Annotated in this window: 10 protein-coding genes; 6 read left to right on the forward strand and 4 right to left on the reverse strand. The window is 71.9% G+C overall.

Annotation, left to right across the window (positions count from 1 at the left end; translation table 11 throughout):
- Positions 1 to 36 precede the first annotated feature (36 nt).
- A complete protein-coding gene (locus tag OOK34_RS17570) occupies positions 37 to 3,825 on the forward strand; it encodes an ABC transporter ATP-binding protein (RefSeq protein WP_267034809.1) in 3,789 nt (1,262 codons plus the stop codon).
- A 49-nt stretch (positions 3,826 to 3,874) separates the two neighbouring features.
- On the opposite strand, the gene OOK34_RS17575 is transcribed toward OOK34_RS17570, so the two are convergent.
- Positions 3,875 to 4,429: an EF-hand domain-containing protein gene (locus OOK34_RS17575; protein WP_267034810.1), complete on the reverse strand. Its 555-nt coding sequence runs from the start codon at positions 4,427 to 4,429 to the stop codon at positions 3,875 to 3,877.
- Between the two features lie 121 nt (positions 4,430 to 4,550).
- Here OOK34_RS17575 and OOK34_RS17580 point away from each other — a divergent pair, with 121 nt between their 5' ends.
- Together OOK34_RS17580 and OOK34_RS17585 are read left to right on the forward strand one after the other, a co-directional pair.
- On the forward strand, positions 4,551 to 4,949 hold the full coding sequence (locus OOK34_RS17580) for a hypothetical protein (RefSeq protein WP_267034811.1): 399 nt from the start codon (positions 4,551 to 4,553) through the stop codon (positions 4,947 to 4,949).
- An 85-nt stretch (positions 4,950 to 5,034) separates the two neighbouring features.
- Positions 5,035 to 6,507: a S28 family serine protease gene (locus tag OOK34_RS17585; RefSeq protein WP_267034812.1), complete on the forward strand. Its 1,473-nt coding sequence runs from the start codon at positions 5,035 to 5,037 to the stop codon at positions 6,505 to 6,507.
- Between the two features lie 13 nt (positions 6,508 to 6,520).
- Here the strand turns inward: OOK34_RS17585 and OOK34_RS17590 are convergent, their stop codons facing one another.
- The gene (locus tag OOK34_RS17590; protein ID WP_267034813.1) at positions 6,521 to 8,344 is read right to left on the reverse strand and encodes a glycoside hydrolase family 3 protein; all 1,824 of its coding nucleotides are present in this window, start codon (positions 8,342 to 8,344) and stop codon (positions 6,521 to 6,523) included.
- A gap of 86 nt (positions 8,345 to 8,430) precedes the next feature.
- On the reverse strand, positions 8,431 to 9,327 hold the full coding sequence (locus OOK34_RS17595) for a LysR family transcriptional regulator (RefSeq protein ID WP_267034814.1): 897 nt from the start codon (positions 9,325 to 9,327) through the stop codon (positions 8,431 to 8,433).
- Between the two features lie 105 nt (positions 9,328 to 9,432).
- Between OOK34_RS17595 and OOK34_RS17600 the strand changes: the two genes are divergently transcribed.
- Complete coding sequence (locus tag OOK34_RS17600; protein ID WP_267034815.1) at positions 9,433 to 10,359, forward strand: EamA family transporter; 927 nt, start codon at positions 9,433 to 9,435, stop codon at positions 10,357 to 10,359.
- 7 nt (positions 10,360 to 10,366) lie between these two features.
- Here OOK34_RS17600 and OOK34_RS17605 read toward each other — a convergent pair whose 3' ends face one another.
- The gene (locus OOK34_RS17605; protein ID WP_267034816.1) at positions 10,367 to 10,879 is read right to left on the reverse strand and encodes a DUF937 domain-containing protein; all 513 of its coding nucleotides are present in this window, start codon (positions 10,877 to 10,879) and stop codon (positions 10,367 to 10,369) included.
- A gap of 309 nt (positions 10,880 to 11,188) precedes the next feature.
- On the opposite strand from OOK34_RS17605, the gene OOK34_RS17610 reads away from it, so the two are divergent.
- Both OOK34_RS17610 and OOK34_RS17615 read left to right on the forward strand, forming a co-directional pair.
- The gene (locus OOK34_RS17610; protein WP_267034817.1) at positions 11,189 to 13,435 is read left to right on the forward strand and encodes an ATP-dependent RecD-like DNA helicase; all 2,247 of its coding nucleotides are present in this window, start codon (positions 11,189 to 11,191) and stop codon (positions 13,433 to 13,435) included.
- A 182-nt stretch (positions 13,436 to 13,617) separates the two neighbouring features.
- Positions 13,618 to 14,907, forward strand: a complete 1,290-nt coding sequence (locus OOK34_RS17615) for a citrate synthase (RefSeq protein WP_266839123.1) — start codon at positions 13,618 to 13,620, stop codon at positions 14,905 to 14,907.
- The last annotated feature ends 9 nt before the right edge of the window (positions 14,908 to 14,916 follow it).

The raw sequence follows: 14,916 nt of genomic DNA on the forward strand, positions 1-14,916 counted from the left end.
GAGGCGGCAGGACAGGACCGACGGGGAGGCACCCACGTGACGGCGGCGCAGACGGAGACTGGGGAAAAACAGGGCTGGGGCAGGCGGCTCGCCGCCTACACCTGGCGGTACAAGGTCAACGTGCTGCTCGCGCTCGGCTCCTCGCTGGCCGGCATGGCCGTCATGGCGTTCGTCCCGCTCGTCACCAAGGTCATCATCGACGAGGTCATCGGCGACGAGAGCAAGCCCATGGGCCCCTGGGCCGGCATGCTCATAGGCGCCGCCGTGCTGGTCTACGCACTGACCTACATACGCAGGTACTACGGCGGGCGCCTCGCCCTCGACGTGCAGCACGACCTGCGCACCGACATGTACGACGCCGTCGCCCGCCTCGACGGGCGCCGGCAGGACGAGCTGTCCACCGGACAGGTCGTCGGCCGGGCGACGAGCGACCTCCAGCTGATCCAGGGCCTGCTCTTCATGCTGCCCATGACCATCGGGAACTTCCTCCTCTTCGGGATATCCCTCGGGATCATGCTGTGGCTGTCCCCGCTGCTGACCCTCGTCGCGCTGCTGATGGCCCCCGCCCTCTGGTTCATCGCCAAGCGCAGCCGCAAGAAGCTCTTCCCCGCCACCTGGTACGCCCAGGGCCAGGCCGCCGCCGTCGCCTCCGTCGTCGACGGGGCGGTGACCGGCGTACGGGTCGTCAAGGGCTTCGGGCAGGAGGAACAGGAGACCGGCAAGCTCCGCGAGGCCGGCCGCCGGCTCTTCGGCGGGCGGATGCGCACCATCCGGCTGAACTCCCGCTACACCCCCGCCCTCCAGGCCGTGCCCGCCCTCGGACAGGTCGCCATGCTGGCCCTCGGCGGCTGGATGGCCACCCGCGGGCAGGTCACCCTCGGCACTTTCGTCGCCTTCTCCACCTACCTCGCCCAGCTCGTCGGCCCCGTCCGCATGCTCGCCATGGTGCTTACCGTCGGCCAGCAGGCCCGCGCCGGCGTGGAGCGGGTGTTCGAGCTCATCGACACCGAGCCCGTGATCCGGGAGGGCACGCGGGAGCTGCCCGCCGACGCGCCCGCCACCGTCGAGTTCGAGGACGTCCGCTTCGGGTACGAGCCCGACCGGCCCGTCCTCGACGGCTTCTCCCTCGCCCTGGCCGAGGGCGAGACCGTCGCCCTCGTGGGCGCCTCCGGCAGCGGCAAGTCCACCGTCTCCCTGCTCCTGCCGCGCTTCTACGACGCCGACCACGGCACCGTCCGGGTCGGCGGCCACGACGTCCGCGAGCTGACCTACGACTCCCTGCGCGGCGCCATCGGACTGGTGCCCGAGGATTCGTTCCTCTTCTCCGACACCATCCGCGCGAACATCGCCTACGGGCGCCCGGGGGCCGGTGAGGAGGAGATCCGCGCCGCCGCCCGCGCCGCCCAGGCGGAAGGGTTCATCGAGGCCCTCCCCGCCGGGTACGACACCAAGGTCGGCGAACAGGGCCTGACCCTCTCCGGCGGCCAGCGCCAGCGCATCGCCCTCGCCCGCGCCATCCTCACCGACCCCCGCCTGCTGCTCCTCGACGACGCCACCTCCGCCGTCGACGCCCGCGTCGAGCACGAGATCCACGAGGCGCTGCGGGCGGTCATGGCCGGCCGCACCACCCTGCTGATCGCCCACCGCCGCTCCACGCTCGCCCTCGCCGACCGGATCGCCGTACTCGACCACGGCCGGCTCTCCGACGTCGGCACGCACGAGGAGCTCGAGCGCCGCTCCCCGCTGTACCGGCGGCTGCTCACCGACCCCGAAGCCCTCGGGGCCGCCTCGCCGCGCACCCCCGACGCACCGTCCATGGCCGAGTTCGAGCGGGACATCGAGAAGGACATCGAGCTCGAAGCCGAGATCGACTCCGAGCAGGTGAGCGCCAAGCGCCGCGCCGTCGACGGGGTCACCCCCGAGCTGTGGCGACGCCAGGAGGGGAGCGAGAACCCCGCCGGTGCGGTCGCCGGGATGAGCGCCACCCCCGAACTGCTCGCGCAGGTGGCCGCCCTGCCGCCCGCCGACGACGAGCCGGAGGTGGACGAGGCCCGGGCCGCGTCCGCCGAGAAGAGCTACGGCCTGCGCCGCCTGCTCGGCGGCTTCTGGGCCCCGCTCGCCGTCAGCCTCGGCCTGGTCGCCGTCGACGCGGGCGCCGGGCTGCTCCTGCCCGTCATGATCCGCCACGGCATCGACCAGGGCGTGCAGAAGGCCGCCCTGGGCGCGGTGTGGGCCGCGGCCCTGCTCGCCCTCGTCGTGGTCGCCGGGCAGTGGGCCGCCCAGTTCGCCGAGACCCGGATGACCGGACGCACCGGCGAGCGCGTGCTCTACGCCCTGCGCGTCAAGATCTTCGCCCAGCTCCAGCGCCTCGGCCTGGACTACTACGAGCGCGAGCTCACCGGCAAGATCATGACCCGGATGACCACCGACGTGGACTCCCTGTCCAGCTTCCTGCAGACCGGGCTCGTCACCGCCGTCGTCTCCGTCCTGACCTTCTTCGGCATCCTGGTCGCCCTGCTCGTCCTCGACGTCGGACTCGCGCTGATCGTCTTCGCCACCCTGCCCGTGCTGGTCGTCGGCACGATCGTCTTCCGCCGCAAGTCGGTGACCGCGTACGAGCTGGCGCGCGACCGGGTCAGCCTGGTCAACGCCGACCTCCAGGAGTCCGTGGCCGGGCTCCGCCTGGTGCAGGCCTTCCGCCGCCAGAGCACCGGCGCGGCCCGGTTCGCCGAGCGCAGCGACGCGTACCGCGAGGCCCGGGTGCGCGGCCAGTGGCTGATATCCGTCTACTTCCCCTTCGTCCAGCTGCTGTCCTCGGGCGCGGCGGCGGCCGTGCTGATCGTCGGCGCGGGCCGGGTGGAGGCGGCCACCCTCACCACCGGCGCGCTGGTGGCGTACCTGCTCTACATCGACCTGTTCTTCGCCCCGGTCCAGCAGCTCTCCCAGGTCTTCGACGGATACCAGCAGGCCAGCGTCTCCCTGGGCCGGATCCAGGACCTGCTGCGCGAGCCCACCACCACTCCGCGCCCGGCGGATCCCCGGGAGGTCGCCGCACTGCGCGGCGAGATCGCCTTCGAGGGCGTGCGCTTCCAGTACGGCACCGCCGAGGAGCGCGGGGAGCAGGACGAGGCGCTGGCCGGGATCAGCCTGCGCATACCCGCCGGGCAGACCGTCGCCTTCGTCGGCGAGACCGGGGCGGGCAAGTCCACTCTGGTCAAGATGGTGGCCCGGTTCTACGACCCGACCTCCGGCCGGGTCACCGCCGACGGCACCGACCTGCGGGAGCTGGACCTGACGGCGTACCGCCACCGGCTGGGGGTCGTCCCCCAGGAGCCGTACCTCTTCCCGGGGACGGTCCGCGACGCCATCGCCTACGGGCGGCCCGGGGCGAGCGACGCCGAGGTGGAGGCCGCCGCCCGCGCGGTCGGCGCCCACGACATGATCGCCACCCTCGACGGCGGCTACCTGCACGCCGTCTCCGAGCGCGGCCGCAACCTCTCCGCCGGCCAGCGCCAGCTGATCGCGCTGGCCCGCGCCGAACTGGTCGACCCGGACGTCCTGCTGCTCGACGAGGCCACCGCCGCCCTGGACCTGGCCACCGAGGCCCAGGTCAACCAGGCCACCGACCGGCTCGCCGGCAAGCGCACCACCCTCGTCGTCGCGCACCGCCTGACCACCGCCGCCCGCGCCGACCGGGTGGTGGTCATGGACCGCGGCCGGATCGTCGAGGACGGCAGCCACGCCGAACTCCTGGCCCGCGGCGGCCGGTACGCGACCCTGTGGCGCACCTTCGCCGGCGAGGACGAACCGGCCGCCGCCGCGTAGCCGCGCAGCACGCGTGAAGGGGCGGGGCCCGGCGGCCCCGCCCCTTCCGTCAGAGTTCGCCGAAGAGGAGGTTGCCGGGGGCGTCCTCGTCGTCGCCGGTGTAGTACTCGCGTACGGCGTCGAGGAGTTCGTCCACCGACAGGTAGCCGTCGTGGTTCTTGTCGATCCTCGCGAAGAGGGTGTCCGCGTCGGCGGGCTCCAGCTTGGTGTCGAAGGCCAGCTGCGCCTTGTGGAACTCCTCGGGGCTGATGTGCCCGTCGCCGTTGGTGTCGACGACCGTGAGGATCGCCTTCATCATCGGCCGGAAGGACTTCTCGTACGCCGGGCCGCCGTCCTTGTACAGGCGGGTCATGCCGTCCCGGTACTGGCCGGGCGTCAGCTGCTGGTCCTGGCCGACGCCGAGCTCGTTGAAGAGGTCCACCCAGAAGTCGGTGAGCCCGCGGAAGACCTCGGCCGCCTTGGGGGAGTCGGCCGGTTCGGCCAGCGCCGACAGCAGCCGCGTCCCGAGCGCGATCATGTCCTTCTCGTCGATCACGCCGTTGGAATCGGCGTCCAGGTGCGCGAACGCGCGCTCCAGCTTGCGGTCGAGCAGATCGGTCGTCATGTCGGCTGCCTTTCACGGCTACGGTGTGCGGTCGGTCGATCGCCTAGGGTAGTGCAACCTTCCGGGAGGCCTGCGCGTCGTACGTGAGTACGTGTTACGTACGACCGATCGGGGGGTCAGCATGAGGCAGGGATGGAAGGGGCGGGGGCGGATCGTGTCCCTGGGGGTGTTCGGCGCCGCCCTGTGGCTCGTCGTGGGCGGGGTGTTCGCGGCGCCCGCCGCCCAGGCCGCCACCGGCGGCTGCGCGGGCAGGCTCGTCAAAACGCTGCCCTTCTCCACCGGCGAGGTGCGCGTGTACAAGAGCCGGACCCAGGTCTGCGCGACGACCCACGCCCACCAGCCGGGGGAGCGCCGCCCCATGGCGGTGAGCGTTCAGCCGCGTGGCGGGGTCCCGGTGGGCGATGCGGGGCAATTCACCCGGTACGCGGGCCCCGTCACCGTCGGCGCTATCAACCGATGTGTGTATGTAAAGGGCAGCGTGGCGGCCGGATCAGTGGATTCCGGCTGGATCCTCTGCTGAGGGAGGGACCCAACTGGGACTGTTCACGGGCGTGTTGGCCCCGCTAGGTTCACGAGCGACCACAGTGAACTGAAGGGGAGGGTGAATGCGCAACACGCTTGGCCGGCTGCTGCCCGTCGCGGTGCTGATCGGCACCATGGGCACGGCCGGCTTCACGGCTCAGACGGCCACCGCCGCAGAGCCGGCCGCCGCCGCGCCGACCGCCGCGGGACAGGGCTCCGCCGCGGACATCAAGGACCAGATCCTCGCGATCCCGGGCATGAGCCTGATCGAGGAGAAGCCGCACCCCGGCTACCGCTTCTTCGTACTGAACTACGAGCAGCCGGTCGACCACCGGCAGCCGTGGAAGGGCACTTTCAAGCAGCGCGTCACCCTGCTGCACAAGGACGTCTCCCGGCCCACGGTGTTCTTCACCTCCGGCTACAACGTCAACACCAACCCGCGCCGCAGCGAGCCGACGACCATAGTCGACGGCAACCAGCTGTCGATGGAGTATCGATTCTTCAACCCGTCGCGCCCCGACCCGGCCGACTGGTCGAAGCTGGACATCTGGCAGGCCGCCAGCGACCAGCACCGCCTCTTCACCGCCCTGAAGAAGCTCTACCCCAAGAACTGGCTCGCCACGGGCGGAAGCAAGGGCGGTATGACGGCGACGTACTTCGAGCGCTTCTACCCGCGCGACATGGACGGGGTCGTCGCCTACGTGGCGCCCAACGACGTCGTCAACAAGGAGGACTCGGCCTACGACCGGTTCTTCACCAAGGTCGGCACCAAGGAGTGCCGCGACAAGCTGAACGCGGTGCAGCGCGAGGCGCTGATCCGCCGCGAGCCGCTGGAGGCCAAGTACACGGCCGCCGCCGCCGAGAACGGCTGGACCTTCAACACCGTCGGCAGCCTCGACAAGGCCTTCGAGGCCGTCGTGCTCGACTACACGTGGGCCTTCTGGCAGTACAGCCTGGTCGCCGACTGCGCCGCGATCCCGGACGCCAAGACCGCCACCGACCAGCAGATCTGGGACACGGTCGACTCGATCTCCGGCTTCTCGGCCTACGCCGACCAGGGACTGGAGACGTACACGCCGTACTACTACCAGGCCGGTACGCAGCTCGGCTCGCCCGACATCAAGCAGCCGCACCTGAAGGACCTGAGCCGGTACGGCTACCAGCCGCCGCGCGACTTCGTGCCGCGCGACATCCCGATGACCTTCAAGCCGGCGGCCATGGCGGACGTGGACAACTGGGTCCGCAACAACGCCAACCAGATGCTGTTCGTGTACGGGCAGAACGACCCGTGGGGCGCCGAGCCCTTCCACCTCGGGTACGGGGCGCGCGACAGCTACGTGATGACCGCGCCGGGCGCCAACCACGGGGCCAACGTCTCCAAGCTCCTGGACGGCGAGAAGGCCCTCGCGACCGCGCGGATCCTCCAGTGGGCCGGGGTGGCCCCCGCCGCGAACGTGTTCAGCACGGAGAAGGCCGCTCCGCAGGCGGCGCCGCTGGCCGCACCGGACCCGCAGCTCGACCAGACCGACCTGCGCCGCGAGTCGCTGCGCCGGTAGGGCCCGCTAGGGCTCAGTGGGCCGCGGGCTGGTACGACAGCCCGTGGCCCAGCGGGTAGCGGCCCGGGACGGGCACCGGGAGGCGGCCCACCGGCCGGCTCGCGCCGGTCAGCACCCGGGCCGCCGCCCGCAGCTCCACGTCCGTCCAGGTGTAGGTGGCCACTTCGGCCGCGCACTGCGGCAGCCGCGCCGGATCGTACGGATTGCGGATCGCCACCAGCACCACCGGGACGCCCGTCGCGATCAGGTCCGCCACCAGCGTGCGCTGCGGGCTCTCCCCCTGCGGGACGTTGTACGTGCACACGAGCACCGCCGCGTGCCCCGGGGCGGCCGCCACGGCCCGCTCGGGCGGGAGGGCCTGCGCCCGGCAGCCCAGGGCGGTCAGCTCCCGCGCCAGGACCGTCGTAGGGGGTCCCGTGGTACCCGTGGGGGAGGCCGGGTCGGTTCCGGTCACCAGCAGCCGGGGCCCGGCCGCCGCGTCCAGGGGCAGCAGCCCGCGCGGATTGGCCAGCAGGGTGGTCGTGGCGGCCGCGATCGCGTCGGCGGCCTCCCGGTGCGCTTCCGTGCCCACCGCCCCGTCCACCCGCGCGTCGGAGGTGTACGGGTCCTCGAACAGTCCCCGGCGGGCCTTCAGTTCCAGGATCCGCAGCGCCGACTCCTCGAGGCGCTCGCGCGTCAGCTCGCCCGACTCGAGCGCCGCCAGCACGCTGCGGTGCGCCAGCCCCAGGTCGGGCGCGTTCAGCAGCTGGTCGCAGCCCGCCTTCAGGGCCAGCACCGGCACCCGGTCGTCCCCGTACTTCTGGCGGACCCCGGCCATGTCGAGGGCGTCGGTGACCACCACCCCGCGAAAGCCGAGGCGTTCGCGCAGGATGCCGGTCACGATGGGCCGCGAGAGGGTCGCCGGGTCCCCCGAGGGATCGAGCGCGGGGAAGACGATGTGCGCCGTCATGACCACGTCCACGCCCGCCCGCACCGCCGCCCGGAACGGCGGCTCGTCCAGCTCCTCCCACTGGGCGCGCGTGTGCCGCATCACCGGCAGCCCGACGTGGCTGTCGGTCTCGGTGTCCCCGTGCCCCGGGAAGTGCTTCGCCGCGGCCGCCACCCCCGCCCCCTGGTAGCCGCGGACCTGGGCGGCGGCCAGGTCCGCCACGGCGGCCGGGTCGGCGCCGAAGGACCGTACGCCGATCACCGGGTTGGCGGGGTTCACGTTCACGTCGGCCACCGGCGCCCAGTCCTGCCGGATGCCCAGGGCGGCCAGCTCGGCCCCCGCCACGCGGGCCGCCCGCCGGGCCCCGGCGGTGGAGCCGGCCGCGCCGAGGGCCATCGCGCCGGGCAGCAGGGTCGCCGGCCGGCCGATCCGGGCGACGGCCCCGTGCTCCTGGTCCACGGACAGCAGCAGCGGGATGCCCGCGCCCGAGCCCTCCGCCGCCCGCTGGAGGCCGTTGGACAGGGCGGCGATCTGGTGCGGGGTGCGGGTGTTGTGGGCCCACGCGAAGTAGACGACCCCGCCCAGGTGGTAGCGGGCCACCAGCTCGGCGGCGGTGCGCACCCCGAAGTGCTTGAGGTTCAGCTCGGCGTCCGCCGGGTCGGGGTCGGTCGCCGAATGCCCGTAGGCCCGGGACACGAACAGCTGCCCCGCCAGCTCGGCCGGGCTCATCCCGGAGACGACGGCCCGCAGCCGGTCCCGGTCCGGGTGGCGGCCCGGCGGCCCGGCCGGGGAGCGGGAGTCGTCGGTGAGGCGGCGGGAGCCCCCGGAGGCCGTAGCGGCCCCGGAGGCCGCGACGGCGGCCATGGCGGCGGCGGCGAGCAGGGCCCGCCGGGAGGCGTGGTACGGCACCCACGGGACCCTACTGCGGTACCGCGCCGGGTGTCTGACGGACACTCGGGAATCGGCCGGAAGGTGCCCCTCGCGGGGCGTACGGCTTACCTCGCCCAGTGCTCCTGGAGGGTGCGTACGGCCTCGGTGATCGCCGGCCGGCGGGCCGCCCCGGTCCGCCACAGGGCGTACAGCCTGCGTACGGGGCCCGGCTCGAGCGGTACGGCCACCGCGCCCGGCGGCAGCGGGCCCGTACCCAGCCGGGGCACGACCGCGATCCCGAGGCCGGCGGCGACCAGGGCGACGATGGTGTGGTTCTCCTCGGCCGTGTGCGCGATGTCGGGCTCGAACCCGGCCGTGCGCATCGTCCGTACCAGCCAGTCGTGGCAGACCCGCCCGGGCGGCTGGCACACCCACCGCTGGCTCCCGAGGTCCGCCCGCCGCACCACCCGCCGGGTGGTGAAGGGATGCCCGGCCGGCACCACCAGATCGCAGCGGTCGTCCCCGATGACCGCCTGCTCCACGCCTTCGGGGGCGGGCAGCGGGGCGATGTCCCAGTCGTGGGCCACCGCCAGGTCGGTGACGCCCCGGGCCACCAGGTCCACCGAGAGGTGGGGGTCCACCTCCGTCAGGCGTACGTCCAGCGCCGGATGCCGGCGGGAGAGGTCGGCCAGTACCCCCGGCAGCAGCCCGCGCGCCGCCGAGGCGAAGGCGGCCACCGTCAGCAGCCCGCTGGGCTGTCCGCGCCGCTCCTCCAGGGTGGTCTCGGCCCGCTCCACGATCGCCAGCAACTCCCGGGCCGTGTCGGCCAGGTGCCGGGCCTCCTCGGTGAGGGCGACCCCGCGCCCGCGCCGCTCCAGCAGCGTGGTGCGGGTCTCCCGCTCCAGCTTGCCGATCTGCTGCGAGACGGCGGACGGGGTGTAGCCGAGGGCGGCCGCCGCGCCCGCGACCGAACCGTGGACGGAGACGGCGTGCAGGGCGCGCAGCCGGGACAGGTCGAGCATCCGCCCATCGTAGGGTCCGCGGGGGCCGAGCCGTAAGCATTCCTTCATCCATCCCGGAAGAGATCCGCGCTGGTGCTACATGGTGGCGGCGCCGATGCTCGGAGCATGCGTCCCGTACACACCGCACTCGCCGTACTCATCGCCGCCCTCTGGGGTTTCAACTTCGTCGTCATCGAGATCGGTCTCGGCCACTTCCCGCCGCTGCTGCTGTCCGCCCTGCGCTTCCTCGTCGCCGCGCTGCCCGCCGTGTTCTTCGTCGGGCGCCCCAAGGTCGCCTGGAAGTGGATCCTCGGGGTCGGAGCGGCCCTCGGCATCGCCAAGTTCGGGCTGCTGTTCACCGGCATGGCCGCCGGGATGCCCGCCGGGCTGTCCTCCCTCGTCCTGCAGATCCAGGCCGTCTTCACCGCCGTCCTCGCCGCCGTCGTACTGCGCGAGCGGCCCGGCCCGGTGCGGCTGCTGGGCATGGGCGTGGCGCTGGCCGGGATCGGGGTCGCCGCCGTGGACCGGGGCCTCTCGGGGTCGGTGACCGGCTTCGTCCTGGTCGTCGCGGCCGCTGCCTGCTGGGGCGTGTCGAACGTGCTCACCCGCAAGGCGGCCCCGACCGACGCGATGAACTTCATGGTCTGGGTGTGCACCGTCCCGGTCGTCCCGCTGTTCGCGCTCTCGCTGCTGCTGGAGGGACCCGAGCGGGACCTGGCCGCGCTGCGCGCCCTGGACTGGTCCGGGGTGGCCGTCATCGGCTACGTCGCCTGGGTGTCCACGGTGTTCGGCTTCGGCGCCTGGAGCTACCTGCTGCGCCGCTACCCGGCCTCGGCGGTGGCGCCGTTCTCGCTGCTGGTGCCGGTGTTCGGGATGTCCTCGGCCGCCCTGGTGCTGGGCGAGGGGGTCTCGGGGGCGCGCTGGCTGGCGGCGGTTCTGCTGGTCGGCGGGGTGGGGCTGACCTCGCTGGCCCCCGCCGGCGCGAAGCGGCGCGGGACGGCCGTCGGCGCGGGAAGCCCTCCCGCAACGGCGGCCGCCGGCACGGCCCGGTGAGGGCGGGCTACTTCTTGCCGCTGCCGAGGATGTCGCCCAGCAGGTCTGCGAGTCCGCCGCCCTGCGCACCGGCGGGGGCGGCGCCGGGGGCCGGGGCGCCCGCGCCCTTGGCGGCGGCGCGCTTGGCGAAGACGGCCAGCAGCACCGGGATCAGCAGCTCGATGACCCGCGCGACGGTCGGGGCGGGGATGCCGGTCTTCTTCGAGACGGCGTTGGCCACGGGCTTGCTCACCTTGGACAGCACCCCGGCCATCATCCCGCCGCCGAGCAGGCCGCCGAGCCCGCCGCCCAGGGTGGCGACGCCCTGCAGAGGCGGCTCGGCCACCTCCGCGAAGGCCTGGCGGACCTCGTCGTCATCGGCGTCGGCCTTCTCCTGAAGGCCGCCGGTCATCGCCCCGACGGTCTCGGCGACCGTCTCGCGGGCGCCGTTGGCATCGGTGCCGAGCAGTCCGGCGATCTCGTTCAGCTTGTCGTCGCCGAGCTCGCCCAGCACGTCGTCCTGGAAGGAAGATTCGCTCATGCCGGAAACGCTACTTGTGTCGGGATTTGACGGCACCTCGGAGTATCCCTGGAGTGGCGGTAGGTAACGGAAAGGTAAAGCTGTGATTCCGGATGCAACCCTCCGGGCGGGCCGGGGGTCGTATGTTGCGTCGGCACTTCCGGGTGGGGATCCGGGGGGATCGGGAAGTCCGACGAGGGAGGGGTAACCGTGAGGGGGTCCGGCCGAGAGGCCGGACCCCCTTTCGTTTGTCCACAGGCCCCGTTGTCCACAGGCCCCTCTGTCCACAGCCCCCGGCGCCCTGTCGGCGGCGGGCGGTAGCTTCGTGCCATGGCAATCAACGGGGCGGTGCAACTGGCGGTGGTCGAGGGGGTGCTGGAACGCATCACCTACGCCAACGAGGAGAGCGGGTACACGGTCGCCCGGGTCGACACCGGCCGCGGCGCGGGCGACCTGCTGACCGTCGTCGGCTCGCTCCTCGGCGCCCAGCCCGGTGAATCCCTGCGCATGGAGGGCCGCTGGGGCTCGCACCCCCAGTACGGCAAGCAGTTCAGCGTGGAGAACTACTCGACGATCCTCCCCGCCACCATCCAGGGCATCCGGCGCTACCTCGGCTCCGGCCTGATCAAGGGCATCGGCCCGAGGATCGCCGAGCGGATCGTGGAGCACTTCGGCACCGACACCCTCGACGTCATCGAGACCGAGCCGAAGCGGCTGATCGAGGTGCCCGGCCTCGGCCCCAAGCGGACGAAGCTGATCGGCGCCGCCTGGGAGGAGCAGAAGGCCATCAAGGAGGTCATGGTCTTCCTCCAGGGCGTGGGCGTCTCCACCTCCATCGCGGTGCGCATCTACAAGAAGTACGGCGACTCCTCCATCTCGGTGGTGAAGAACCAGCCCTACCGGCTCGCCGCCGACGTGTGGGGCATCGGCTTCCTCACCGCCGACCGCATCGCCCAGGCCGTCGGCATCCCGCACGACAGCCCCGAGCGGGTCAAGGCCGGTCTCCAGTACGCCCTGTCCCAGTCCACCGACCAGGGGCACTGCTTCCTCCCCGAGGAGCGGCTCATCGCCGACGGGGTCAAGCTGCTCCAGGTGGACACGGGCCTGGTCATCGAGTGCCTGGCCGAGCTCGCCGCCGATCCGGAGGGAGTCGTACGGGAATCCGTGCCCGACCCCCAGGGCGGCCCGGACCCCCTCACCGCCGTGTACCTGGTCCCCTTCCACCGGGCCGAGCTGTCGCTGGTCGGCCAGGTCCGCCGGCTCCTGAACGCCGAGGAGGACCGGATGCCCGGCTTCCGGGACGTGGACTGGGAGAAGGCCCTCGGCTGGCTGGCCGGGCGCACCGGGGCCACCCTCGCCCCCGAGCAGCGGGACGCGGTCAAGCTGGCCCTCACCCGCCGGGTCGCGGTCCTCACCGGCGGGCCCGGCTGCGGGAAGTCCTTCACGGTGCGCTCCATCGTGGAGCTGGCCCGGGCCAAGAAGGCCAAGGTGGTGCTCGCCGCCCCCACCGGCCGCGCGGCGAAGCGGCTGTCCGAGCTGACCGGGGCCGAGGCCTCCACGGTGCACCGGCTGCTGGAGCTCAAGCCCGGCGGGGACGCGGCGTACGACCGGGACCGGCCGCTGGAGGCGGACCTGGTCGTGGTCGACGAGGCCTCGATGCTGGACCTGCTGCTCGCCAACAAGCTGGTCAAGGCCGTGGCGCCGGGGGCGCACCTGCTGCTGGTCGGGGATGTGGACCAGCTGCCCTCGGTCGGCGCCGGCGAGGTGCTGAGGGACCTGCTGGCCGAGGGCGGCCCGGTGCCCGCCGTCCGGCTGACCCGGATCTTCCGCCAGGCCCAGCAGTCGGGCGTGGTCACCAACGCGCACCGCATCAACACCGGGGTCCCGCCCATCACCGACGGCCTGCCGGACTTCTTCCTCTTCCCGGAGGAGGACACGGAGGCGGCCGGAATCCTCGCCGTGGACGTGGCCGCCCGTCGGATTCCGGCCAGATTCGGTCTCGACCCGCGCCGGGACATCCAGGTCCTCGCGCCCATGCACCGGGGCCCGGCCGGAGCCGGAAACCTCAACGGACTGCTCCAGCAGGCCATCACCCCGGCCCGGCCGGACCTGCCCGAGAAGCGGTTCGGCGGCCGGGTCTTCCGGGTGGGCGACAAGGTGACCCAGATCCGGAACAACTACGAGAAGGGCGCCAACGGCGTCTTCAACGGCACCGTCGGCGTGGTCACCGGTCTCGACCTGGACGAACAGCGCTTGACGGTGCGTACAGAGGAGGACGAGGAGATCGGGTACGAGTTCGCGGAGCTGGACGAGCTGGCCCACGCGTACGCCGTCACCATCCATCGTTCCCAGGGGAGTGAATATCCGGCGGTCGTGATCCCCGTCACCACCGGGGCTTGGATGATGCTCCAGCGGAATCTGCTCTACACGGCGGTGACCAGGGCGAAGAAACTGGTCGTTCTGGTCGGGTCCCGCAAGGCCCTCGGTCAAGCGGTGCGTACCGTTTCCGCAGGCAGGAGGTACACGGCCGTGGCTTCCCGGCTCTCCGGCCGCGTACCGGTGGGAAACATCACCTAGATGATCGATCATTTGGGGTATCCGCACCGGTGTGGAGCGGGCAGGATGAGCAGGTTGACGGCACTCAGTGCCGTCAAAAACACCAAACCCCGACCCCGAGTGCACTCACCTGTGCCAAATGGGGGAAGGTAGAGGCAGTCAGGGCACCTCGAAGAAGAGGCACTACGTCGGTGAGGGATGACGTGAGCGACAACTCTGTAGTACTCCGGTACGCGGACGGTGAATACACCTACCCGGTGGTCGAGAGCACCGTCGGTGACCAGGGCTTCGACATCTCGAAGCTCCGGGCCCAGACCGGGCTCGTCACCCTGGACAGCGGTTACGGAAACACGGCCGCCTATAAGTCCGCCATTACTTACCTCGACGGCGAGCAGGGCATCCTGCGCTACCGCGGTTACCCGATCGAGCAGCTGGCGGAGCGCTCGACCTTCATCGAGGTCGCCTACCTGCTGATCAACGGTGAGCTGCCGACCGTCGACCAGCTCGCGTCGTTCCGCAACGACATCACCCAGCACACGCTGCTGCACGAGGACGTCAAGCGCTTCTACGACGGCTTCCCGCGCGACGCCCACCCGATGGCCATGCTGTCGTCCGTGGTCAGCGCGCTGTCGACGTTCTACCAGGACAGCCACAACCCGTTCGACGAGAAGCAGCGCAACCTCTCGACGATCCGGCTGCTGGCCAAGCTCCCGACGATCGCGGCGTACGCGTACAAGAAGTCGGTCGGCCACCCGGTGGTCTACCCGCGCAACGACCTCGGCTACGTCGAGAACTTCCTGCGCATGACCTTCTCCGTGCCGGCCCAGGAGTACGACCTGGACCCGGTCGTGGTCTCGGCGCTCGACAAGCTGCTGATCCTGCACGCGGACCACGAGCAGAACTGCTCGACCTCCACCGTGCGTCTGGTCGGCTCCTCGCAGGCGAACATGTTCGCCTCGATCTCCGCCGGCATCTCGGCCCTGTGGGGCCCGCTGCACGGTGGCGCCAACCAGTCCGTCCTCGAGATGCTGGAAGGCATCAAGAACGACGGCGGCGACGTCGACGCCTTCATCCGCAAGGTGAAGAACAAGGAAGACGGCGTCCGCCTGATGGGCTTCGGGCACCGCGTCTACAAGAGCTTCGACCCCCGGGCGAAGATCATCAAGGCTGCGGCGCACGACGTCCTCTCGGCGCTCGGCAAGAGCGACGAGCTGCTGGACATCGCGCTCAAGCTGGAGGAGCACGCGCTGGCCGACGAGTACTTCGTCGCGCGCAACCTCTACCCGAACGTGGACTTCTACACCGGTCTGATCTACCGGGCCATGGGCTTCCCGACCGAGATGTTCACCGTGCTCTTCGCGCTCGGCCGCCTTCCGGGCTGGATCGCCCAGTGGCACGAGATGATCAAGGAGCCCGGCTCCCGCATCGGCCGCCCGCGCCAGATCTACACCGGCGAGGTCCTGCGCGACTTCGTCCCCGTCGAGGCCCGCTGACCGCTCGCC

It is taken from the genome of Streptomyces sp. NBC_00091 (genome assembly GCF_026343185.1).
GTDB lineage: Bacteria > Actinomycetota > Actinomycetes > Streptomycetales > Streptomycetaceae > Streptomyces.

Coding starts and splice junctions, on each gene's coding strand:
- OOK34_RS17595 (WP_267034814.1), bottom strand. CDS start 9,327: ATGCTCGACCTGTCCCGGCTGCGCGCCCTGCACGCCGTCTCCGTCCAC.
- OOK34_RS17580 (WP_267034811.1), top strand. CDS start 4,551: ATGAGGCAGGGATGGAAGGGGCGGGGGCGGATCGTGTCCCTGGGGGTG.
- OOK34_RS17610 (WP_267034817.1), top strand. CDS start 11,189: ATGGCAATCAACGGGGCGGTGCAACTGGCGGTGGTCGAGGGGGTGCTG.
- OOK34_RS17605 (WP_267034816.1), bottom strand. CDS start 10,879: ATGAGCGAATCTTCCTTCCAGGACGACGTGCTGGGCGAGCTCGGCGAC.
- OOK34_RS17575 (WP_267034810.1), bottom strand. CDS start 4,429: ATGACGACCGATCTGCTCGACCGCAAGCTGGAGCGCGCGTTCGCGCAC.
- OOK34_RS17585 (WP_267034812.1), top strand. CDS start 5,035: ATGCGCAACACGCTTGGCCGGCTGCTGCCCGTCGCGGTGCTGATCGGC.
- OOK34_RS17600 (WP_267034815.1), top strand. CDS start 9,433: ATGCGTCCCGTACACACCGCACTCGCCGTACTCATCGCCGCCCTCTGG.